This window comes from Lutibacter sp. B1, from assembly GCF_012524075.1.
GTDB lineage: Bacteria > Bacteroidota > Bacteroidia > Flavobacteriales > Flavobacteriaceae > Lutibacter.
Window position 1 is genome coordinate 83,313 of record NZ_JAAZUI010000009.1, and the last position, 24,063, is coordinate 107,375.

23 protein-coding genes are annotated in these 24,063 nt (G+C 28.6%); 10 read left to right on the forward strand and 13 right to left on the reverse strand.

Translation table 11 applies throughout. From position 1 onward, the window contains the following. Positions 1 to 2 precede the first annotated feature (2 nt). The 9 genes from HGB55_RS07165 to HGB55_RS07205 all read right to left on the reverse strand — a co-directional run bounded on the left by HGB55_RS07165 (position 3) and on the right by HGB55_RS07205 (position 10,527). Positions 3 to 818, reverse strand: a complete 816-nt coding sequence (locus tag HGB55_RS07165) for a hypothetical protein (protein WP_168816049.1) — start codon at positions 816 to 818, stop codon at positions 3 to 5. 36 nt (positions 819 to 854) lie between these two features. Next, complete coding sequence (gene glmM / locus HGB55_RS07170; protein ID WP_168816059.1) at positions 855 to 2,240, reverse strand: phosphoglucosamine mutase; 1,386 nt, start codon at positions 2,238 to 2,240, stop codon at positions 855 to 857. Positions 2,241 to 2,342: 102 nt separating this feature from the next. Next, positions 2,343 to 4,259, reverse strand: coding sequence for a 30S ribosomal protein S1 (gene rpsA, locus HGB55_RS07175; RefSeq protein WP_168816060.1), 1,917 nt, complete (start codon positions 4,257 to 4,259; stop codon positions 2,343 to 2,345). Positions 4,260 to 4,444: 185 nt separating this feature from the next. Further along, positions 4,445 to 5,197: a LytTR family DNA-binding domain-containing protein gene (locus tag HGB55_RS07180; protein ID WP_168816062.1), complete on the reverse strand. Its 753-nt coding sequence runs from the start codon at positions 5,195 to 5,197 to the stop codon at positions 4,445 to 4,447. Between the two features lie 54 nt (positions 5,198 to 5,251). Next, positions 5,252 to 5,569 carry a 2TM domain-containing protein gene (locus HGB55_RS07185; RefSeq protein ID WP_247649190.1) on the reverse strand — a complete coding sequence of 106 codons (318 nt, stop codon included), beginning with the start codon at positions 5,567 to 5,569 and terminating at the stop codon, positions 5,252 to 5,254. 23 nt (positions 5,570 to 5,592) lie between these two features. Beyond that, complete coding sequence (locus HGB55_RS07190; RefSeq protein WP_168816066.1) at positions 5,593 to 6,216, reverse strand: hypothetical protein; 624 nt, start codon at positions 6,214 to 6,216, stop codon at positions 5,593 to 5,595. A 111-nt stretch (positions 6,217 to 6,327) separates the two neighbouring features. Then, positions 6,328 to 8,481 (reverse strand): TonB-dependent receptor, encoded by a 2,154-nt coding sequence (locus tag HGB55_RS07195; RefSeq protein WP_168816068.1) that lies wholly within the window; start codon positions 8,479 to 8,481, stop codon positions 6,328 to 6,330. A gap of 294 nt (positions 8,482 to 8,775) precedes the next feature. Beyond that, the gene (locus tag HGB55_RS07200) at positions 8,776 to 10,095 is read right to left on the reverse strand and encodes a 2TM domain-containing protein (RefSeq protein ID WP_168816070.1); all 1,320 of its coding nucleotides are present in this window, start codon (positions 10,093 to 10,095) and stop codon (positions 8,776 to 8,778) included. A 3-nt stretch (positions 10,096 to 10,098) separates the two neighbouring features. After that, positions 10,099 to 10,527 (reverse strand): DUF2141 domain-containing protein, encoded by a 429-nt coding sequence (locus tag HGB55_RS07205; protein WP_168816072.1) that lies wholly within the window; start codon positions 10,525 to 10,527, stop codon positions 10,099 to 10,101. Positions 10,528 to 10,749: 222 nt separating this feature from the next. Here HGB55_RS07205 and HGB55_RS07210 point away from each other — a divergent pair, with 222 nt between their 5' ends. The 5 genes from HGB55_RS07210 (at position 10,750) to lipA (ending at position 16,050) form a co-directional block, all read left to right on the forward strand. After that, entirely contained in the window at positions 10,750 to 12,852 is a 2,103-nt protein-coding gene (locus HGB55_RS07210) for a translation factor GTPase family protein (RefSeq protein WP_168816074.1), read from the forward strand. A 388-nt stretch (positions 12,853 to 13,240) separates the two neighbouring features. After that, positions 13,241 to 13,426: a membrane or secreted protein gene (locus HGB55_RS07215; RefSeq protein ID WP_168816076.1), complete on the forward strand. Its 186-nt coding sequence runs from the start codon at positions 13,241 to 13,243 to the stop codon at positions 13,424 to 13,426. A 3-nt stretch (positions 13,427 to 13,429) separates the two neighbouring features. After that, positions 13,430 to 14,536 (forward strand): glycosyltransferase, encoded by a 1,107-nt coding sequence (locus tag HGB55_RS07220; protein ID WP_168816078.1) that lies wholly within the window; start codon positions 13,430 to 13,432, stop codon positions 14,534 to 14,536. Then, a complete protein-coding gene (locus HGB55_RS07225; protein ID WP_211047364.1) occupies positions 14,530 to 15,105 on the forward strand; it encodes an RNA polymerase sigma factor in 576 nt (191 codons plus the stop codon). The genes HGB55_RS07220 and HGB55_RS07225 overlap by 7 nt, the downstream gene beginning before the upstream one ends. Before the next feature lie 72 nt (positions 15,106 to 15,177). Continuing rightward, positions 15,178 to 16,050 (forward strand): lipoyl synthase, encoded by an 873-nt coding sequence (gene lipA / locus HGB55_RS07230; RefSeq protein ID WP_168816080.1) that lies wholly within the window; start codon positions 15,178 to 15,180, stop codon positions 16,048 to 16,050. A 159-nt stretch (positions 16,051 to 16,209) separates the two neighbouring features. Here the strand turns inward: lipA and HGB55_RS07235 are convergent, their stop codons facing one another. Together HGB55_RS07235 and ung are read right to left on the reverse strand one after the other, a co-directional pair. Further along, entirely contained in the window at positions 16,210 to 16,926 is a 717-nt protein-coding gene (locus tag HGB55_RS07235; protein WP_168816082.1) for a hypothetical protein, read from the reverse strand. A 61-nt stretch (positions 16,927 to 16,987) separates the two neighbouring features. Next, positions 16,988 to 17,653 (reverse strand): uracil-DNA glycosylase, encoded by a 666-nt coding sequence (gene ung, locus HGB55_RS07240; RefSeq protein WP_168816084.1) that lies wholly within the window; start codon positions 17,651 to 17,653, stop codon positions 16,988 to 16,990. A 57-nt stretch (positions 17,654 to 17,710) separates the two neighbouring features. Between ung and HGB55_RS07245 the strand changes: the two genes are divergently transcribed. The 3 genes from HGB55_RS07245 to HGB55_RS07255 all read left to right on the forward strand — a co-directional run bounded on the left by HGB55_RS07245 (position 17,711) and on the right by HGB55_RS07255 (position 21,414). After that, positions 17,711 to 19,915 (forward strand): DNA mismatch repair protein MutS, encoded by a 2,205-nt coding sequence (locus HGB55_RS07245; RefSeq protein ID WP_168816086.1) that lies wholly within the window; start codon positions 17,711 to 17,713, stop codon positions 19,913 to 19,915. Positions 19,916 to 20,007: 92 nt separating this feature from the next. Continuing rightward, positions 20,008 to 20,895, forward strand: a complete 888-nt coding sequence (locus HGB55_RS07250; RefSeq protein ID WP_168816088.1) for an OmpA family protein — start codon at positions 20,008 to 20,010, stop codon at positions 20,893 to 20,895. 9 nt (positions 20,896 to 20,904) lie between these two features. Continuing rightward, entirely contained in the window at positions 20,905 to 21,414 is a 510-nt protein-coding gene (locus tag HGB55_RS07255; RefSeq protein ID WP_168816090.1) for a hypothetical protein, read from the forward strand. A gap of 9 nt (positions 21,415 to 21,423) precedes the next feature. Here the strand turns inward: HGB55_RS07255 and HGB55_RS07260 are convergent, their stop codons facing one another. Together HGB55_RS07260 and HGB55_RS07265 are read right to left on the reverse strand one after the other, a co-directional pair. Further along, a complete protein-coding gene (locus HGB55_RS07260) occupies positions 21,424 to 21,657 on the reverse strand; it encodes a hypothetical protein (RefSeq protein WP_168816092.1) in 234 nt (77 codons plus the stop codon). Further along, on the reverse strand, positions 21,644 to 23,002 hold the full coding sequence (locus tag HGB55_RS07265; RefSeq protein WP_168816094.1) for an MATE family efflux transporter: 1,359 nt from the start codon (positions 23,000 to 23,002) through the stop codon (positions 21,644 to 21,646). The genes HGB55_RS07260 and HGB55_RS07265 overlap by 14 nt, the downstream gene beginning before the upstream one ends. Before the next feature lie 175 nt (positions 23,003 to 23,177). Here HGB55_RS07265 and tpx point away from each other — a divergent pair, with 175 nt between their 5' ends. Continuing rightward, positions 23,178 to 23,675: a thiol peroxidase gene (gene tpx, locus HGB55_RS07270; protein ID WP_168816096.1), complete on the forward strand. Its 498-nt coding sequence runs from the start codon at positions 23,178 to 23,180 to the stop codon at positions 23,673 to 23,675. A 1-nt stretch (position 23,676) separates the two neighbouring features. Continuing rightward, complete coding sequence (locus HGB55_RS07275; protein WP_168816098.1) at positions 23,677 to 24,042, forward strand: diacylglycerol kinase; 366 nt, start codon at positions 23,677 to 23,679, stop codon at positions 24,040 to 24,042. Positions 24,043 to 24,063: the final 21 nt, after the last annotated feature.

Below are 24,063 nucleotides of genomic sequence, written 5' to 3' on the forward strand. Positions count from 1 at the left end.
ATTTATTTCATTAAATTAAACTTAGCCCCAAAAACATACATACTTTCAAAAAAGGTAAAATGTTGTTCTGCTGAATCATTTTTACTATCGGTAGTTCTAATATCACTCATATTAATGTACCCATATTTTATATTTGATTGAATAAAGAAATGTTTAAAAAATGTTATGTTTAATCCCGCATGAACGGACATTCCATAACCAGAAACATGAAATTCATCATATCTCTCTTTTCCTAATAATTTTGTATTTGTTTTTGGGTATAGTAACCCAACACCAACTCCTTCTGTTAAATTAATATCTATATTTTTTATAGGGAATTTTAACCAGTTATCTAAATTATCAAACCTACTTACTTCAACATTAACATAATTTAAACCATCGGTATGTTCAAATGTTAAAAAGTCTTCTGTTAAAACAATATTATCACCATTATAAACACCATCGAAATCACCTCCAGTATTAATAGAACCATTTATTTTAACGGTTTGATTGTTACGCATTACATATTTCATGTGATCAACTCCAATAGCTACATTATAATTTTCATGAAAAAAATAACCTACTCTAAAATTGGTTTGTGGTATAGTAACTTCATCTGGTTTAAAATAATATACTCCAAATGGTTTTGGTTTGTCTCTTGCTTTTACATCTTTCAATGTGAAATTATAATCATTTCCTTTAAATTTAATATCTGATCTTGAATAATTAGATCTATTCCAGCCCCAGTATACAAAAAGCTTTCCTTTATTACTTTTTACGTCTTTATAATCAGTAAAAGTAGATTCTTCTTGTGAAAAAACCACAGAAGTTGCCAGCATTAAAAATGCGAATAGTATTTTTTTCAGTGTATTTTATTATTTAGTAAGATTAATTAATTCGGCTTTAAATCTGTTAGCCAAATTATCAGCGTTAATTTGTGAAGTACTTTCAGTATATATTCTTATAATAGGCTCTGTATTTGATTTTCTAAGATGTACCCATTCTGTATCAAAATTAATTTTTACACCATCAATAGTAATAACATCTTCATTTTTATAATTTATGGCAATTGTATCCAAAATAGCATCAACATTGATTTGAGGTGTTAATTCAATTTTATTTTTACTCATAAAATAATTTGGATAACTGTCTCTTAATTGCTTACAACTCATTTTTAAATTTGCTAAATGAGATAAAAACAACGCTACGCCAACTAATGAATCTCTACCATAGTGTGAAGCCGAATAAATAATACCTCCATTACCTTCACCTCCAATTACTGCATTTGATTTTTTCATTAATTCAACTACATTTACTTCTCCAACAGCACTTGCCTGATATTCACCGCCATGTTTTTGCGTAATATCTCTTAAAGCTCTTGATGATGATAAGTTTGAAACCGTATTTCCATTCGTTTTTCCTAATACATAATCGGCACAAGCAACCAGTGTATATTCTTCTCCAAACATTGAACCGTCTTCACATACAAGTGCTAATCTATCTACATCAGGATCTACAACAATACCAAAATCAGCTTTTTCTTCTACTACTAATTCAGAAATATCAGTCAAATGTTCTTTTAACGGTTCCGGATTATGAGGAAACTCTCCATTAGGTTCACAATACAATTCAACACAAATAACTCCTAATTCTTTTAATAAAGCAGGTATTGCAATACCTCCGGTAGAATTAACAGCATCAACAACCACTTTAAATTTAGCTTTTTTAACTGCTTCTACGTTTACCAGTTCTAACTTTAAAACTTCTTCAATGTGTTTTTCTATATAATCTTTCTTTCTTTTGTAAATGCCTAAGTTATCAACTTGAGCAAACTCATACAAATCGTTTTCTGCAATATTTAGAACTTCTTCTCCATCTTTTGCACTTAAAAACTCGCCTTTTCCGTTCAATAATTTTAAGGCATTCCATTGCTTTGGGTTGTGACTTGCCGTAATAATAATTCCACCATCGGCATTGTCTAACGGAACAGCAATTTCTACTGTAGGTGTAGTAGACAAACCTATGTCTATAATATTTATTCCTAAGCCTACCAAAGTATTACATACCAAACTACTTACCATTTTACCTGAAATTCGGGCATCTCTACCAACAATTACAGTAACATCTTCTTTTTTAGCTTGATTTTTAAGCCACATACCGTAAGCAGCAGCAAATTTTACAGTATCAATTGGAGTTAAATTATCATTTACATTTCCTCCTATTGTACCTCGTATTCCTGAGATTGATTTTATTAAAGGCATTTTAAAATTTTAAGGAACAAATATAAATTTTATAGTTGTAATAGCGAAAAAAAAAGCTGTATCAAATGATACAGCTTTTTTATAGTTAAATTGAAGTGAAAATTATTTTCCTTCCATTTTTTTCTTTAATGCGGCTAAATCACCACCTAAATCACCCAGAGTTGTTTTTTCAGCAGATTCAGCCTTTTTCTGAGCTGCTTTTACATTTTTCTCTTCTTGTGCTTTAAAGATTGATGAATGTGAAGCTACAACACGTCTAAACTCTTTGTTAAATTCAAGAACTTTAAATTTATCGGTATCTCCTTTAGTTAATTTAGAACCATCTTCTTTAGTAGTAAATCTACTTGGAACAAATGCTTCAACACCATCTTCAAAAGTTACAATTAAACCTTTGTCACTTTTTTCTTTAACAGTTCCTTCATGAATTGAATCTAAAGAATATGTTTCTTCGTGAATATCCCAAGGATTTTTAGTAGTTTGCTTATGACCTAAATTTAATTTACGTCCTTCAACATCTAACTCTAAAACTTGAACTTCTAATTTATCACCTACAGCTACAAAGTCTGATGGGTGTTTTATTTTTTTAGTCCAAGATAAATCAGAGATATAAACTAATCCATCAATTCCTTCTTCCAATTCTACAAATACACCAAAGTTAGTATAGTTACGAACTGTACCGGTATGTGTAGAACCTACAGGATATTTCTCTGCAATGTTTGACCAAGGATCCGGATGTAATTGTTTGATACCTAAAGACATTTTTCTTTCATCTCTGTCTAAAGTTAAAACTTGTGCTTCAACTTCATCGCCTACGGCAACAAAATCTTGTGCTGAACGTAAGTGAGTAGACCAAGACATTTCAGATACGTGAATTAAACCTTCAACACCTGGAGCAACTTCAATAAATGCACCATAATCAGCAAGTACTACTACTTTACCTTTAACTGAATCACCAACTTTAATATTGGCATCTAAAGCTTCCCATGGGTGAGCACTTAATTGTTTTAATCCTAATTGAATTCTTGTTTTCTCATCATCAAAATCAAGAATTACAACATTTAATGTTTGATCTAATTCAACCACTTCACTTGGGTGATTGATTCTTGACCAAGATAAATCTGTAATATGAACTAAACCGTCAACACCACCTAAATCAACAAATACACCATAAGAAGTAATGTTTTTAACAACACCTTCTAATACTTGTCCTTTTTCTAATTTACCTATAATTTCTTTCTTTTGAACTTCAATATCAGCTTCTATAAGAGCTTTGTGAGAAACAACAACGTTTTTAAATTCGTGGTTGATTTTTACAACTTTGAATTCCATTGTTTTTTCTACGTATTGATCGTAATCTCTAATTGGTTTTACATCAATTTGAGAACCTGGTAAGAACGCTTCAATTCCAAAAACGTCTACAATCATACCTCCACGAGTTCTACATTTTACAAAACCATTAACCACTTCACCTGTTTCGTATGCATTATTTACACGATCCCAAGCTTTAATTACTCTTGCTTTTTTGTGTGATAATACTAATTGACCTGTACTATCTTCTCTTTTGTCAACCAAAACTTCAACTGTGTCTCCAACAGCTAAGTTAGGGTTGTAACGAAACTCATTTAAAGATATAACACCTTCAGATTTTGAATTGATATCAATAATTGCTTCACGGTCAGTTTTTCTAACTACTATTCCATCAATTACTTCACGCTCATTTACCAAACCTAAAGTACCATCTAACGCCGCTTCAAAAGCTTTTATGTTTTCTTCGTCAACTGCTTCAATACCTTCTTCGTATTTGTGCCAATTAAAATTTTCTAAAAATTCTTCCGGACTTACTTTTTCTACAACTTCTTTAGCTTCTTCTGCAACAGGAGTTTCTACTTCTTTTACAGTTTCTTCATTTGTTTCAGTTGCTTTTTCAGCTTTAGCTTTTGTAGTTTTTGCTTTTGCTGTAGTTTTTTTTACTTCAGTAGCTTCTACTTGCTCTTCAGTTTTTTTTGTTTCTTCAGACATATTGCTGATGATAATTTTTTGTATCTTATTGTTATTCAGATTTTTATACGATAATAACGCAAAGAGATTATTTATATTTAGTTTTATACATATCCTTTCTAAATCTGTTCTCGTAAAAAGGAGTGCAAATTTACTAAATTTATTTTATTATAACAAAAAGAAAATGAAGCAATTATACTTAAAAATTAAGAAATCCAATTTTTAAAATCTTTAACACGCTCACGACTTACAATAATCTCTGAAGTGGTATACGTTTTTAAAACAAGTTTTAACCTGCTATTTGAGTATGCAATAATATCTTTTATAGCATTTATATTTACAAAGAATTTTCTGCTAACTCTAAAAAACAGTTCGGGTTGAAGTTTTTCTTCTAATTGCTCTAGAGTAGCTTCAATTAAGTAGCTTCTATTATCTGTTGTATGTATATAAGTAGCTTTATTCTCACTATAAAAACACTCAATTAACTCGACCGATATCATTTTTAAATGCTGGCCAATTTTAACAGTAAACCTTTTTTTATATTGATGATGTGTGGAAGTAATTAAACTTTTTAACTCTTCTATATCAAAACCAATATTTTGTGATGTTTGTTGTAAATTTTTATACTTATTTATTGCACTTTCAAGCTCCTCATTATCAATTGGTTTAAGTAAATAATCAATGCTATTTAGTTTGAATGCTTTAAGAGCATATTCATCATAAGCTGTAGTAAAAATTATAGCGCTTTTAATAGCAACTTCATCAAAAATTTCAAATGATAAACCATCAGAAAGTTGAATATCTAAAAATAACAAATCCGGATGCTCATTATTATAGAACCAATTAATTGATTCTTCAACGGAATACAACATGGCAATTGGTTCAATACCAAATTCATTTAACATTCTATTTAACCTTCTTGCCGCCGGTTTTTCATCTTCAATAATTACTACCTTCATTTTTAGTTTTACTTTTTAGTATTTCATTCAAAATTATAATGAATTCAAAAAAAATTATTCCCAAAACTCGTGTTTATCTTTTTCCATAAATTCTTTAATTTTACGTTCTTCCCAATCTTTAGAAAATATAAAATTTTTACCAAAAACACCCAACCAATGAAATCCAAGACCAATTCCCCAAAAAAATGGTGTTGCAAAATGTTCCCATTGAAAAAATTCTTCATCAGCATTTAAATTTATATAAATCATCACCAATAAAGAAACATTTATCAAAACATACCAAAACAAATGTAAATAAAACCCTTTTACTTGTTTTACTTTTTTCTCTGCTCTTAAATAGCGATCTTCATCTTTAAAATCTTGATTTCTCATAATCATTAATTTTTTTGAACTCCTTATTTACAATTATTATATAACTCTTCTGCCCTATTTTTTCCCCAATTTGGATAAAAAGGAGTTTCATTTTTAAAAGTAGTAAAAAGTTCTAAAGCATGTGCTAAACCTTTACAATATGGTGTAATATCTTTACCAAAATATTTTGCACTACCTATTTTCCATTCGGCATCAGAATATATAACTCTTGGATTGGTTGGATCCATTTCTTTTGCTTGTTGATAAATTTGTGAAATTTCTCCTGAATACTTTCTGCCATAAGTAGCCCCGTCAAAAGAAACCCAAACTGTGTGATGCAAGGCCTTTAATACCAAAAGCTCCACATTGTTTGGTGTTATTTTTTGAGCTTTTTCTAAATACTTTTCAGCTTTATCTAGTTTTAAAGTTAAGGTTTCTAAATTTTTATCTTGAAAAGCAGCAATAATATTTACATAAGCCACGTAATAATTAGGCAACCAGTTATCATTCTCAATATTCGCTATGCGTTCAAATGTGTTTGATGCTTCTGTAACTTTCCCTTCTTTCCAAAAATTTAGGGCTTTTTGCATTCCTTTTTCATAATTAGATTGAGAAAATGTTATACTATAAACAACTAATAATAGTACTGTAAGAATTATTTTTTTCATGATTTTAATTTTTTATGTTTCAAATGTAAATTGATAGTTTCTTGTTACAAAAAGTGTAGTACTGAATTGTTATTTTTTACTGATGAATTGTAGAATTACTTATTTTTGGTTTTACAAATTATCAAGCTGATTGCTTTTTTTATCATCGCTAATTGTCCAAAAGAAGCCTATAAAGAAAGAAAAATCTGCTGCCGGTTTTATAGCTTTTCGATTGTAAAAACCTGATTGATCTGGCTGATTTGCATATTGATATCCATTTATATTTTTAATTCCGAAAGGATTACTTAAAGAGAAATACAGTATTTTTTGTTGCGTTAACAAATAAGAACAGTTAAAACTTACATCGTGATATGCTTTTGTTTTTTCTGCCATAAAATCGGTGGTATTTGGGTTATCATAAGGTCTGCCACTAGTATATGAATACGTAAAACCAAACTGACTTTTTAAAGCATCTACCCAATACTTTCCTACTAAAGAAAAATTGTGCTTTGCAGTAAAATTTGGAGTTACTTTCTCAGCATAATTTTTATAATTCCGTTTGGTGTTTAAAAAGGAATAACTAACCCAATATTCTAAATTATCAACAGACTTATTATCTCGCCAAAAAACATCAAAACCACTTGCATAACCATTACCTGAGTTTGTATAAATACTGTTGTATTCCGGACTTTGTGTATTGTATTTTACCAAATCAACATATTTTTTATAAAACGCTTCTGCCCTAAAAGTTTTACCATTAACAATGTATTGATAATTTAAAAGGTAATGTGATGCTTTTTCTGATTTCAAATTGTTATTATATTTTAAATAACCTGTTTTAGGTGATTGATAAAAAGTACCATACGCCAAAGAAAACTGATCGTTTTCACCTGTTTTATAAGCAAAAGAAATTCTTGGAGAAGTAAACCAATCTTTATTTACAGAAGTATAGGAACTTCTAACACCAACATTAAGTGCCAACTTATTAGAAAAGAAAATATCACTTTCTGCAAAAACCGAAGGCAAATTATTTTCTACTTTACTTGTAAAAATAGTTGAATTTTCATTCTGATAATCTTCACCAAAATTCTCTGAAAAATATTCTAAACCAACGCTTAACTTAATATTGCTGTTAAAACTTCTTTTTAACTTCAGTTTTGCGTGAAAATCTAATTCATCCTGATCAATATTTTCAACAGCATACACAATATCATTTTTTGTGTATGAAAAACTTCCTCCGGTTTCTATAACCCAATCGTTTTGTAAAACACCTTTGTAAAAAAGATTTGTATACAAATTGGTGTTTTTAATTTTATTCTGAACTTGGTACTCATAATTAATATCATCTACATACACATCAAAATTAGAAGCATCAATAGCTGTGTATAATTTTAACAATCCGTTTTTAAATTGTTTTCGATATACACCTTCTCCGGAAAAACTCTCATACTGCTTTTTCCAATTATATCTATCTGAAATTAAACTTTCATATGGTTTTAAATTGATGTAAGACATATTGACACTTAACGAATTATTACCCCATAATTGCGTATTTCCAATACCGGCACCTAAAGTCATAATAGAAATATTAGTTTCTTCTTGGCTGGGTTTATCAATCGTATTTAACAAAAATACGCTTGATAATGCCTGACCAAATTCTGCTGAATAACCTCCAGTTGAAAAGGTGGTTCCTTTAAATAAATTTGCAGAATAACGTCCTCTTGTAGGCGTATTATTTGGTCTGGAAGAATATGGAGAGAAAACCCGTAAACCATCTATAAAAACCTGCGTTTCTTCGGCATCACCTCCGCGCACAAAAAGCCTGCCATCTTCTGCAACAGTTGTTGTTCCGGGCAATGTTTGAAATGCACCAAAAACATCTCCTACAGCACTTGCTGTAGTTAAAATATCTAAAGGTTTTAACACAGATATTTTAGAATTATCTCCTGCTTTAAATGTTCCTGCAGAAAGTGTTACACCTGTTAATTCAAAAATTTCTTCTTTTAAAATAATGGTAAGATTTTTAAAAGTAGTTACATCACCTTTTAATTCATACGTTTGATATGACATAAATGAAGCCTTTAAAGTTTGTTCTCCAATTTCTTCTGTTGTAAAAGAAAAAGTACCATCAGTAATTGTTGAAGCTCCATCATAAGTTCCTTCTAAAAAAACATTAACTCCTTCTATAGGCTGTTTTTTACTATTCAAAATTTTTCCGGAAATAATTGTTTGCGAAAACAAACTAAAAATATTGAAACAACATAAAAATGTAATAATAGCTTTCATGGTAACTTTAATTTTGACAGATCAAACTTCTACCAAAATTGTTAAGAAGAAAAAATAAAACTACCGAACTGTTTATTTTAATTACCGAATTGTAAACCACCATTAATAAAAAAATCCGCCGAAGCGGAAATAAAATAATTAATAGGTTTAAAAAAGGAGTATTTGGTAATCAGATATATTTTTGGTTAATTAAGAACCTGCCATTCCTGCGAAGGCAAAAAATGACAAAAACATACAATAAGCTAGCTCATTAACAAAACTTAAATTGTTCTAATTCATCTAACTCACTTTAAATTAAAATCTGTTTTTGTCTTTTTCCATATATTCTCTAATTTTTCTGTCTTCCCAATCAGTTCCGTACCCAAAAGTTTTAAACGCTTGTATTACCAAACCTAAACCCCAACCGAACATTGGAAACCAAAACCATTGAAAGCCCCAATAGGTTCTGTAATTTATAAATATTAAAAAAGGAATAACTACACAATAGGAAATTAAACTTCCGTAAAATTCTTTTAAATCATCTACTCTTTTTTTTGCTTTTATATATTTATTGCTATCATTGATATAATCTGTTTTCATGACTGATATTTGTTGTGTTAATAAAGGTAATTTCACCTTAAATATTTTATTGTAATCTGTTATTTCAACAGCTCTTTTTGTTATTAAACTATAACGATGTTTTATGTTTTGCAAACCAACTTTAGTGCTTTTTTCTACAAATCCTTTAGGGTTAATATTATTCTCTACCACTAAAAAACCATCATCTTCATAAATTGTTATTATTAACGGGTTTTGAGATGTAATTACATTGTGTTTTACGGCATTTTCTAACAAAAGTTGTAATGACAAAGGCAAAATTTTCAATTCCGGATTACTTACCGTTTCCGGTATTGTAAAAATTACAGCATCCTCAAACCTCATTTTTAATAATTCCATATACGATTTTGCAAATTGTAATTCATCTTCTAACAAGGTTAGATCTTTATCTCTTTGCTCTAAAACATATCTGTAAATTTTAGATAATTTAGTAGTAAACTTTTCTGCTTGTTGTGGATTTTCACCGATTAAAGAAGTCAACACATTTAAACTATTAAACAAAAAATGAGGATCTAACTGATTTTTTAAAGATTCAAATTTAGCCGATTCTTGTTTTGCAAATTTTTGTGAGTCTTTTACCTTTCTCTTTTGGTATTCGTTATAATAATAAATAAAATGATAAACGGTAACAATGGTTAAAGTAATCCATAAACCAAATGTGTAATTTTTATAACTTTCTTCAACAATAAATTCTTTAAAAGTTACTCGATCATAATAAACTGCTGTTAGTAACCTTAATACAAATAAATCTGCTAATGTAATTACAATTGAACCAAAAAAACCTACTAAAATTCTTTTAACTTTTTCACCATCAGCCCAATGCAACGTATCTAAATAACTAAAATACCTTGTATTTGAGAAACTTATTACAAAAGTATATACTTGATAAAAAGCAAAACTGATTAAAAAATCATATAAACTACTGAATTGCAATTGATTATAAAACGCATTACCAATAACAAAAACAATAACGCCAATAAAAAAATTTATAAGGATTTCTTTGGATAATTTGTTCATTTATTAAAATTTAATCTCTAATATAATATCTTTATTTGATACTTCAAATTTAGAGCTTTCAAAATCAGGCGGACCAAAATTTAAAGGATTATTTGAACTTCCATAACTTTCTTTTGGCATACCATTTTCAAAAAAATCCATTTGTTTGTTATCATTTTCATCATGATAACATGTAACAGCATAAATTCCTTTTGGTATGTTAGTAAATGTTACAGTACTTTTTCCTTCTTCAATTATTGCCGATTGATGAAATAAGGGTTGCTTCATAAAGTTTTCTTTAGTATAAAGAGCAAATCTAATTTCACCTGTATCATTTAATGCGTTTACTACAGTTGCTGTAATAGTAATACTTTCGTCTTTTAATTCAGTTTCTTTTTGTGCAAATATCAGTGATGATATTAATAAGGCAATTGCTAAAATTACTTGTTGCATAATTGTTTGTTTTTTAATTAATACTTGATTTTTACAGTTCAAAATTGAGAGTATTACTTCAGTTTAAAAATTTAATATCACCGAATTGTTGTTTTAATAGGATGAATTGTTTAATACTTAATTAATAAGAAAGCACTTTTAAAAAACACTAACATTAGTCATCTTTTTATTTTAAAAAGTTCGTAACTTTATAGGACTTTTTATAAAAAAACCAGTAATATTATGAAAATATACGACGATAAACACATTAAAAATGTTGCTTTTGTAGGAGCACATAAAAGTGGTAAAACTACATTAGCTGAAACTATGCTCTTTGAAGCCGGATTAGTCAACCGCCGTGGTAGTGTTGAAAATAAAAATACTGTTTCAGACTATCACGATATTGAACATGAAAGAGAAACTTCCGTTTTTGCCACACCTCTTCACACAGAATGGCGTAATTACAAAATTAACATTTTAGACACTCCCGGTTTAGACGATTTTATTGGAGAAATTGCTTCAACAATGCGTGTTGCAGATTCTGTAGTAACTGTTATAAATGCGCAACAAGGAGTTGAAGTTGGTACTGAAATTATTTGGAATTATGTAGATCGTTTTTCTAAGCCAACTTTATTTGTTATTAATCAAATTGATAGTCCAAATGCGGAATTTGAAGAAAGTTTTAAAAGTATAGTTGAACTTGTTGGTAATAACGCTGTTAAAGTACAATATCCATTAGTAATTGATGGAGCACAATGTATTGTTGATGTGTTAAAAATGAAAATGTACAAATTCGGTCCAGAAGGTGGAAAACCTGAAAAATTAGAAATACCTTCTGATCAAAAAGATATTGCTAATGAATTACATAATGAATTAGTTGAAAAAGCTGCTGAAAATGATGAAGATTTAATGGAACTTTATTTTGATAAAGGAACACTTAACGAGGATGAAATGAGAGAAGGAATTAAAAAAGGAATGTTAAATCATGAATTGTTTCCTGTTTTTTGTATTTCAGCTTTAAATGATATGGGAAGTGGGCGATTAATGGGATTTATTGATAATGTAGCACCTTCTGCTGCCGATTTAAAATCTGAACAAACTGTTGAAGGAACTACTATTGAGTGTAAAAAAGATGCACCAACTTCGTTGTTTGTTTTTAAAACTTTATACGAACCTAATCTTGGTCAAATAAGTTTCTTTAAAGTAAAATCCGGAGAAATTAAAGTAAATGACAAATTAGAAAATTCGAGAAATAATGAAATTGAAATTCTAAATCAATTGTATATTATGGATGGTAAAAACCGCGAATTAGTTGAAAAACTTAGCGCGGGAGATATTGGTGCTACCTTAAAACTAAAATATACTGAAACCAATGATACGTTAAGAACCAAAGGCTCTAATATTACAATTAAACCAATTAAATACCCTGATCCTAGAATTAATAAATCTGTGAATGCCATAGATAAGAATGATGAAGAAAAATTAAATGATGCCTTAAAAAAGATCCATAGTCAAGATCCAACAGTATTAGTAAAATATTCTAAAGAACTAAAACAGCTTATTCTTTCCTGCCAAGGTGAGCTTCACTTAGCAACTATAGACTGGACTTTACAAAATGTTTATGGTATTAAAGCTGTATTTGAGCAACCTCGAATTGCTTACAGAGAAACTATACAACGATCTTCTACAACAAGTTACAAACACAAAAAACAATCAGGTGGTGCTGGCCAGTTTGGTGAAGTTCACTTAAAAATAGAACCTTATTTTGAAGGTATGCCAGAACCGGAAGGATTTAATATAAGAGGTAAAGAAGAAATTGATTTGGAATGGGGAGGTAAATTAATTTTTTATAATTGTATTGTAGGTGGTGTTATTGATGCTCGATATTTACCTTCAGTTTTAAAAGGAATTTTGGAAGTAATGGAAGAAGGACCTTTAACAGGTTCATACGCCAGAGATATTAGAGTGATGTTATTTGATGGAAAAATGCATGCTGTAGATTCTAACGATATTTCATTTAAAATAGCCGGTGCACATGCTTTTAAAGCTGCATTTTTACAAGCAAAACCTAAATTGCTTGAACCTGTTCACGAATTAACTGTAAAAGTACCTGAAGAATTGATGGGTAATGTTATGACCGATTTGCAATCGCGCAGATCTATTATTTTAGGTATGGATAGTGATGGTAAATACCAAACCATTAAAGCTAAAATTCCATTAGCTGAAATGTACAAATACTCAACAACTTTGCGTTCAATTACACAAGGTAGAGGTAGTTTTAGTACTAAATTCTCATCTTTTGAATTAGTACCAAATAACGTACAAGAAGAATTAATTAAACAATAAAACTTAATTTTTATTAATATACAAAGACTCGTCATTTTTATAAATTGACGAGTCTTATTTTTTAGCTAGTAGTAAATTAATTAATATTCCTTAATTCAATCAATTTAATAATTCTTAAAAGTTTAAGTGGCTTAATTTGTGCAAGCAATTTTAAGATGTTGTGAATATTAATTAATAGCCAATATAGTATTTTTTTATTTAAAACTAAAACAAACAAACTAATATTCAGCACTTTAACTTAATTTTAACTAATTTTTAATACTTTTATTTAAAAAAATAGATATTATTAAAAACACTCAAAACATTCATTATCTATCATTAATAAATTAGTATATTTGCAACATATATTTTTAATATATTTTATTCAATAAAAAAACAAATCTAAACAATGAAACTTATATTGATATCTATTGCTTTATTAGGTTTAGGAGTTGCCGGAATAGCAATTAAAATTTGGGCAAAAAAAGACGGTAAATTTGCCGGTACATGTGCAAGTCAAAATCCACATTTAAATAAAAACGGAGAACCTTGCGGGTATTGTGGTAAAACTGCAGACCAATGCGAAAATAGATAAAAAATGCTCGAATACCTTTTTATTGCTTTTATAGTAATTTTTTGTATTCAGCTTATTTATTACATTTTAATTTATGGCTCATTTTCTTTTTCTAAAAACAGAAAAGAATCATTATCCTTTAATCAACCTGTTTCTGTACTAATTTGTGCAAAAAATGAAGCTAAAAACTTAACTAAAAACATTCCTCTGTTTTTAGAACAAAACTACCCTAATTACGAGTTAATTCTTATAAATGATTGTTCTATTGACCACACTTTAGATGTAATGGAGGATTTTAAACATAAATTTCCTTCAAAAATTAAAATTGTAAATGTAAAAGCCAACGAAAATTTTTGGGGCAATAAAAAATACGCTTTAACATTAGGTATTAAAATAGCATCAAACGAACATTTACTATTTTCTGATGCCGATTGTAAACCATCTTCAAAAAATTGGATTGCAGAAATGGCAAGCAACTTCACTACAAAAAATATTGTTTTAGGATATGGTGCTTATACCAAAAAGAAAAAATCTTTCCTTAATAAACTTATTAGGTTTGAAACCCTACTAACTGCAATACAGTATTTTTCGTATGCCAAAATTGGACTACCTTACATGGGCGTTGGCAGAAACTTAGCCTATACAAAAGAGCTTTTTTTTAAAGTTAATGGATTTATTAAACACATAAAATTAAAATCAGGCGACGACGATTTGTTTATCAATGAAGTAGCAACCAAACAAAACACATCAATTTGTTATTCTGAAGAAAGTTTTACATTATCAAAACCAAAAACTACCTTTAAAGATTGGATTCAACAAAAAAGAAGGCATATATCTACAGCTAATCACTACAAGCCAATTCATAAATTTTTATTAGGATTATTCTTTAGCTCACAACTATTATTCTGGATTTTAAGTATAACACTACTTGCAACTACTTTTAAGTGGCAAATTGTGTTAATTTTATTTCTTGCCAGAATAAGTATGCTTTATTTAAGTGTAGGATTTTCAGCAAAAAAATTAAATGAAAAGGACCTTATTTTTTTAACTCCTTTATTTGAAGTGCTTTTAATATTCACACAAATGATTATCTTTATAAAAAATCTTATTTCAAAACCTTCACATTGGTAAAAAAAAGTATTGATATTGACGATTTAATTGAGAAAGCAAAACAAAAAGATCAAAAGGCTTTTAATGCTTTATTAAACCGCTATTGGAGTGATGTTTACAGGTTTCAACTTTCAAAATCTGATGATGAAGATGAAGCAGAAGACATTACCATTAAAACATTCTCAAAAGCATTTGATAAAATTCATTTATACAATGAGAGGTATAACTTTAAAACCTGGTTAATTTCAATTTCTAAAAATATTTTTTTAGATCATATCCGCAAACAACGTACAGACATTGTTTCTATCAACAAAAAAGAATCTGAGGCATATAAAATTTTTGATGAAACGCCTTCGGCAGAAGATCAACTTATAATTGAACAAAATTTAGCACAATTACTTCATTATATTAAACAGTTAAAACCTCATTATCAAGAAATTATAAATCTTCGATATTTTAGAGAAATGAGTTATAAAGAAATGTCCGAAGCACTTAACGAGCCAATGAGCAATATTAAAGTTAAGTTATTAAGGGCAAAAAATTTGCTTGCCGATATTATTACAAAATCTTCCAAAAACAAAACGCTTTAATTATCCTTTAACTTTTCTCACAACATATAGTTTATAAATTCTTTGTACTTTTGTAATCAATTTATTACTAAAATGACTGAAGAAACAATTACATCTCCAAACAAATCACAAAAACCTAAATGGTTACGTGTAAAACTTCCTGTAGGTAAAAAATATACGGAGTTACGCGGATTGGTTGATAAATACAAACTAAATACAATTTGTACAAGTGGCAGTTGCCCTAATATGGGTGAATGTTGGACTGAAGGAACTGCTACATTTATGATTTTAGGAAATATATGTACGCGTTCTTGTGGGTTTTGTGGTGTAAAAACAGGAAGGCCCGAAACTGTTGACTGGGAAGAACCTGAAAAAGTTGCTCAATCTATCAAAATAATGAAGATTAAACATGCTGTAATCACATCGGTTGATAGAGATGATATAAAAGATGGAGGTTCTATAATTTGGGCTGAAACTGTGAATGCTATACGAAGAGCAAATCCAACTACAACTTTAGAGACTTTAATTCCAGATTTTCAAGGAAATACAACAAATATTGACCGAATTTTAGCTGTTGCTCCTGAAGTTATTTCACATAATTTAGAAACTGTCAGACGTTTAACTCGTGAAGTTAGAATTCAAGCAAAATATGATAGAAGCCTTGAAGTTTTAAAATATATGAAAGATCAAGGACAACGCAGAACAAAATCTGGCATTATGCTTGGATTGGGTGAAACTGAAGATGAAGTTATTGAAACTATGCAAGATTTAGCCAATGCAAAAGTTGATATTATTACTATTGGACAATACTTACAACCAAGTAAAAAACATTTACCTGTTAAAGAATTTATAACTCCTGAACAATTTGCTAAATACAAAGAAATTGGGCTTTCAATGGGATTTAGACATGTAGAAAGCAGCGCCTTAGTACGATCTTCATACAGAGCGCAAAAGCATTTGGAATAATTAATATTTAAATAACTTACTTTAACTTTTAATTAACACCTTTTCAATACTTTGGCACAAGTATTGTTTAGGTTACAATAGAACAAAGAATTGGTAAGCTTTGTTTTCATTGTATAAAATTTTGAGTTAGTTAAAAAAGCACTTTAAAAGTGCTTTTTTTTATTCAACCAGCTCTCCTTCTTCCAATAAAATATCATAAATATATCCGTAACCAAAATCTTTATTAAGGGTAACTTTACCTTTAAAAGTAACTGTATCACCAACTTTAGCCAACTCAGTACTAGCAATAGTTAAACTCTTTTTATTTTCAAAAGTAGTACCGTCTACAATATGTATCCAGTTTTTTTCTAAAATCTCTTTGTTAACTTTTGTAACCACACCTTTAACAACTATAAATTTGTTAGAGTGAGCATCTTTATCTTTAAAAAGTTCTTCTAATGAAATTCCATTTTTAGGTTTCTCAATTTTAACATTACTAATTAATGTATTTTTATCAGAATTTCCATGCGGATTTATTTCAGTTTTAACTCTTTCTTCTGTAGTTCTAACAGCATCAGCAAAAGTTATTGTTTCAAAAGTTTTATTAAATTGTTTACTTTCAAAATTTTTCATAACCATTCCTCCATCATAATAGTAAATGTCACCTATTTTAACTTCTGTTTTTGGTATTGCCATCCAATAATTTTTCCCTTCTTCTGTAACATTTATATAAGTATACATATCGGCATCCTTAAATTCATTTACTACAATTTTATGTGTGACAACATTTGCTGCTGTTTTTGAATTATTGATTTTAGTATAACTATTATTTTGCTTACAACTAGCCAAAGCAAAAACACTAAAAATAACTACTAAAATTTTTGTTAAATTTTTCATTGTTTATATTTAAATTTTGAGTAAATGTAACTAATATTACATAAAAATTATATGATATAAATCACCAAGTAATTTCAAGTAAATTATTATTTTTAAGATAATTATTAGTTTTACTAAAGTGCTTATTTCCAAACCAATAACCTCTATTCGCACTTAAAGGCGAAGGATGTCCACACGTTAAAATACAGTGTTTGTTTTTATTTATTTTTATTCCTTTCTTTTTAGCAAAACCTCCCCAAAGCAAAAAAACTATGTTCTCTTTTTTTTCTGAAATTTTAGAAATAACAGCATCTGTAAATTGTTCCCATCCTTTATTTTGGTGTGAACCTGCATTATGAGCTCTAACCGTTAATGTAGCATTCAGCAAAAGTACACCTTGCTTTGCCCAACGTTCTAAATTTCCACTTTTGGGGTAAGGAATATTTAAATCTGTCTCAATTTCTTTAAAAATATTTATTAACGAAGGCGGATGTGCAATACCTTCATTTACCGAAAAACACAAACCATGAGCTTGTCCAACTCCATGATAAGGATCTTGACCAATAATTACTATCTTTAAATTATCAAAAGAACATAAATTGAATGCTTCAAAAATTTGATTCCCTTTAGGATAACATGTGTTTTTGGCATATTCATCTTTAACAAAATTGGTAAGTTGCTCAAAATAAGGTTTATCAAATTCATCTTGTAACAAATTTTTCCAACTTTTGTCTATTTTAACATCCATTACTACTATTCGTCTTAAATTTATACTTTTGTCTAACTATTCAAAAGTAGTATTTTTATGACTAAAATTTCAGAAAAAACATTAAACGATTTAGAATTCAACACTATTTTAAAGGCAGTGAGCGAGTTATGTATTTCTGACTTAGGTAAAAACGCTACGCTGGAAATTAAACCATTTGGTAGCTTAAAAAAATTACTACCCGAATTACATCAAGTAAATGAATATTTAGCTTCTTTTGAAAATGATAATAGAATTCCAAATCATTTTTTTGATGACATTCAAAAAGAAATTCATTTATTAAAAATTGAAAACAGTTATTTAGAGCCAAAATCCTTCTTAAAAATTTTAAATAATACCAATACAGTTTTTGAATTACTGAAGTTTTTAAAAAAATTTAAAGAAATTTACCCTACTCTATTTTCAGTTTCAGAAGAAATTGAATTTGAAAAACTTATAGTTGAAAACATTACTGCTATTATTACTCCTTTTGCCGAAGTAAATGAGAACGCATCGGTACTCCTCAAACAAATAAGAAGTGAAATAAATACTGTACGCTCTAAAATTGGCTCAAGTTTTACGAAGGTTTTGAGCAAATACAACACTGCCGGTTATTTGGATGACATCAAAGAATCTGTTATAGACAACCAACGTGTTTTAGCAGTTTTAGCTATGCACAGAAGAAAAGTTAAAGGAAGTTTGCTGGGCAGTTCTAAAACCGGAAGCATTGTTTTTATTGCTCCGGAAGCTACGTTACAATACAGCCGAGAACTTCAAAATTTACTGTACGATGAACATCAGGAAATAGTTAGAATTTTAAAAGAATTAACAAACTCTCTAAGAGAATTTTCTCCTAATTTAATTAAATATCAAAACTATTTAACAAAATTGGATGTTATTGCTGCCAAAGCAAAATATGCTAAAACAATTAAGGCTTGTTTACCCAAATTTTCAACAGAAAAAAAAGTATTTTTAAGAGATGCCTACCACCCTATTTTGTTGGTAAAAAACAATCAAAAAAACATAAAAACCATTCCCCAAACGCTGGAACTTAACAGCAAACAACAAATAATAGTAATTTCCGGCCCAAATGCAGGAGGTAAAAGTATTACTTTAAAAACTATTGGTTTATTACAAGCTATGTTGCAAAGCGGTTTGTTAATACCTGTACACGAGCGTTCTGAAACTTATTTTTTCGAAAAAATATTAACCGATATTGGCGACAATCAATCAATTGAAAACCAATTAAGTACATATAGTTACCGACTTAAAAATATGCGTAACTTTTTACGCAAATGCAATGAGCGCACCTTATTTTTAATAGATGAATTTGGTACTGGAAGCGATCCTGAATTAGGTGGTGCTTTAGCTGAAATTTTTTTAGAAGAATTTTATGAGAAAAAAGCCTTCGGAATTATTACAACTCATTATGCAAATTTAAAGGTTTTAGCCAACGAGTTGGAAAATGTTTCAAATGCCAATATGCAGTTTGACGAAAAAACTTTAGAACCATTATTTAAACTCTTTATTGGACAAGCAGGAAGCTCTTTTACTTTTGAAGTTGCTCAAAAAAATGGGATTCCTTTCAGCTTAATTAATAAAGCCAAAAAACGTGTTGAAGGAGAAAAAATTCGTTTGGATAAAACCATTTCGAAACTTCAGCAAGAAAGAAATAAACTTCAAAAAACTTCAGAAAACCTTGAAAAAGAGAAAAATAAAGCCATTGAACAAACCGATAATTTAACTGAAAAACAACAAAAAATTCAAGAAAAATTAGAAAGCTTTCAGGAATTGTATGACAGCAATCAAAAAATGCTTTCGTATGGTCGAAAAATTAATGAATTAGTTAACAAATACTTTCAAACAAATAATAAAAAAGAGTTAACTGCCGAGTTTAATAAATGGCTTACAATTGAAAAAACAAAACATTTGAAAAAGAATCCGCCAAAGCCTAAAACTAAAGCTCAAAAACTAAAAGTTAAAGTGGAAGAAAAAAAGGTGGAAGAAAAATTAAAAACAACTGAAAAAGAAGTTTTAGTTGAAGTAATAAAAGTTAGAGAACAAAAACAAGTTGAAGCCAAAAAAGTTGCAAAACAAAAAGCTGATTATTCGTTTAAAATTAATGATAAAGTTCGTATTATTGATAGTAATGCTTGTGGAACTATTGATAAAATTGAAAAAAACAATGCTTTTATAAACTATGGCATTTTTACAACCAAAACCAGTTTAAATAAACTTGAATTAGTAGAATCTGCAAAAAAATAAGTACTCCATTCCTTTTAATCTTTTCATTTATAACAATATAGGTTTGACATTAAATTTATTATTGTTAAATTTAACACGCTAAAAATAATCACATGCTTAACTATTTTAAAGCGTTTTCTGTATTTTTATTATGGTCAGCTATTGCTTTAAGTTTTCATTTTTTTATCAGTAATAAAATTTTTAAAATTTGCAATATTTCTACTAATTCACCTAAAACTAAATCAACACTTATTAATACTAAAGAAAATAATCTTTTTTGGATTACAAACTTTAATAGTGATACTATATTTCAATCTTCAAAAGGATTTATCATAAATAAAAATACTCCCTTAGTTACAAATATTACAGCTTTTTCACAATTAACAGATAGTATAAAATTTGTTTTAAATAACGATTATACTACTAAATTACTTGTAATTGGAAAGTATAAAGAATCTGAAAAAAAAGTCAATAATAAAATTGGGTTTGAGCGTGCAGAATTGATTAAAAAAGAATTGATTAAAAATGGAATAGATAGTTCAAAAATTGAAATCTCCGAAAAATTACATGAATATTCTTATAATCAAGAAGGACTATACAATAATGGGATTGAGATGGTTTTTAAAGAAATAAATCCTCAAAAAATAAGTACAATTGAAAAAGAAATAATCGATACAATTTTTTATCCAGATTTTGATAAAACAACCTTATTACCTGACAGCAACCTGTACAAATACACTTTAAAACTTAAACAATATTTACAAAAGTATCCCAATAAAAATATAACCATTACAGGGCATACTGATAATATTGGTTATTATCAAAATAATTTAATTATTGGATTGCAAAAAGCAAATGAAGTTAAAAAATACTTTATAATCAATGGAATTGACAATGCTAGAATTACTACATTATCAATGGGAGAATCGAAGCCAATTGCTGATAAAACAACTGAAGAAGGTAGAGCCAGAAACAAACGAATTGAAATAAAAATTAATTAATTTATTGAAATGATATTATCTATATTTTCTAATCAAAATTTTATACATCTTTTAGAAATGTTCTTTTGGATGCTAGGAGCCTTTTTAATTGGTTTGTTTTTTGGACAGCTACTTGCAAGAACAAAATCTAAAACAACATATGAAATACATGATTTTGAAGATTTAAAAATTGAAGAAGATAACTCTAAAATAAGAGCAACCAAAACTTTTGAACGTGGTGGAAAACAAATGGTTTATAGAGCTCCTCTAAAAAACGAAAATAATGAACTTGATTTTGATCGAATTGGAAAATCTTCAATTGAAAATAAAAATAATTTGCAAAAAATTAAAGGTATAGGCATTTCTATTGAAGAAAAATTAAATGAGATCGGAATTTTCTCTTACAAACAAATAAGTAATTTAAATAGCGATGATATATCCAGAATAACCGAACTTATTAAATTCTTTCCTGGTAGAATTGAACGTGATGACTGGGTATCTCAAGCAAATAAGCTACTAAATGAAGATAAAACAAATTAGGTAACTACACTATTCTTCATTCTTATAACGCCCCATTTCTCTATCATAAAATTCACTGGCTTGCTCAATAAATGTAGCAACTTCAACTGCTAATTCTTCTTCATCGGCACCAGATAAATCTTCTAGCCATTCAATTTCATCATCAACCAAGTTAATGATAAAACGAGGAAATTCGGTATGAATCACAAAAATATCATTTGAACAATCGGTATTATCACCAAGTAAAAATTTAGGTAAATTCATTTTTCTCTTTTATTAATTTATTAGACAAATAATTAAATCTTAAAAACAACATTATTGCAGAGCTGGTTAAAGCTATAAATAAACCAATCCATATTCCTAAAGTACCTAAATCGGTTTTTCTTCCTAAATAAAAACTAATCGGAAAACCAATAATCCAATAAGCAACAAATGTTAATCCTGAAGGAATTTTAACATCTTGTAACCCTCTTAAAGCTCCCAATATAACAGCCTGAAAACCATCTGATAATTGAAATAACCCTGCAACAATCAATAAGCTTGAAGCTGTTTTAATTACCGTTAAATTATCAGTAAACATCCAAGGTAAAACATCTTTTAGTAAAATAAATGCTATTGAAAAGGTTGTCATTATTATTAATGTTAAAAGAAAATTAGAAAATGCTATTCTTCGCAATTCAATAAAGTCTTTCAATCCTTTTTGATTTCCTACTCTTATAGTTGATGCCACACCTATACCAACTGCGACCATAAATGTTGTTGATGATAATTTTAATGCAATTTGGTTTGCAGCCTGGTTAAATGCACCTAAAGTTCCTGCTAATAACACAGATGCAGTAAATAAACCCGTTTCAAAAAGCATTTGTAAGGCTGTTGGAAAACCTAAACTTATTATTTTTTTGAATATCTTTTTCTCTATTTCAGCAACTTTTAATCTGTGCATATAAACTTTGAATTTTTCTTTTTTGATTAAAACAGCATATATAAAAAGAACCATTATTATTCTTGAAATAAATGTTCCTAAAGCTGCACCAATCAATTCTAATCTAGGAAATATCCAAAAGCCATAAATTAGCATAAAGTTTAGCAAAATATTAATCGCATTAGTAAGTATAATGGCATACATAGCGTATTTTGTTTGAGATAAGCCATCGGTAAATTGCTTAAGTCCTTGAAAAATCATTAAAGGAATCATAGACATCGCAACTATTTCATAATAAGGTAATGCTAAAACTACAACTTCATCAGGCTGATCTAAATAATATAACGCCGGTTTAATTAACAATAACATTATATACATTGTTATTCCTATAATTGTTGTTAGAATTAATCCATGCTGAAAAACTTTACGTCCTTTTTGTTTATCTCCTTCTCCATCCGATTCTGCAATTAAAGGTGTTAAAGCATTAGAAAAACCTATTCCAATTGACATGGCTATAAACACTAAACTATTACCAAGCGATGTTGCAGCCAATTCAACAGGTCCTAACCTACCAACCATAATATCATCAATTAACCCAACCAATAAATGCCCCAAAGAACCCATCATTATTGGTGTTGCTAACCGCAAATTATTTTTAAACTCTGAAGTGTAGTTTTTTAAACTCAATTTTAAATTGATTATTCAAATGCGAATATACAAGAATTTAATTTGCATTATGTAATAAAATTACCTTCTAAAAAGTTACTTTATAACAATAACTAATTAAAAAACTCGCTAATTAATTCGTATGTTTTTAGTTTTTAAATTAACTTTGGTATCTTTTAAAACTTAAACTAAAATTATGGCAAAAATAACATTAAAAGGAAACCCAATAAAAACTATTGGAAAATTACCTAAAATTGGTAAAAAAGCACCAAAATTCACTTTAATTAAATCAGATTTATCTAAAACTAAATTAAAGGATTTTAAAGGATCTAAATTAATTTTAAATATTTTCCCAAGTTTAGATACAGGTACTTGTGCAGCTTCAGTTAGAAAATTTAATGTAGAAGCAAGCAAACTTGAAAATACTAAAGTATTATGTATCTCAAGAGATTTACCTTTTGCTCAGGCTCGTTTTTGTGGTGCTGAAGGATTGGATAATGTAATTACCTTATCTGACTTTGCTAAAGGAAAATTTGGAAAATCGTATGGTGTAACTATTGAAGATGGGCCTTTAGCCTCTCTGCTTTCAAGAGCCGTTGTTGTAGTTAATGAAGAGGGAAATGTAATTTATACTGAGCAAGTTCCTGAAATTGTTGACGAACCTAATTACGAAGCTGCTTTAAAAGCTCTTTAATATGCAGGAGAGTAATTTTATTCTAAATCGAATTAAAGCTATAAAATATGCAGCAAAGGGTTTTTGGATTTTAATTACTTCAGAATATAGTATTATAGCACAAGTAATTATTGCTGTTATAGTAACTATAATTGGTTTTATAATGAATATTTCTGCTACCGAATGGATGTTTCAAATTTTTGCAATTGCAATCGTTTTGGTAGCAGAATCATTAAATACAGCCATTGAAAAAATTGCCGATTTTATCCATCCTGAATATCACAAACAAATTGGACACATTAAAGATATTTCTGCCGGAGCAGCTTTTTTTGCTGCAATATTTGCCGTAATAATTGGTTTAATTATTTACATACCCAAATTTATTTAGTAATTTAACGGCAATCACATT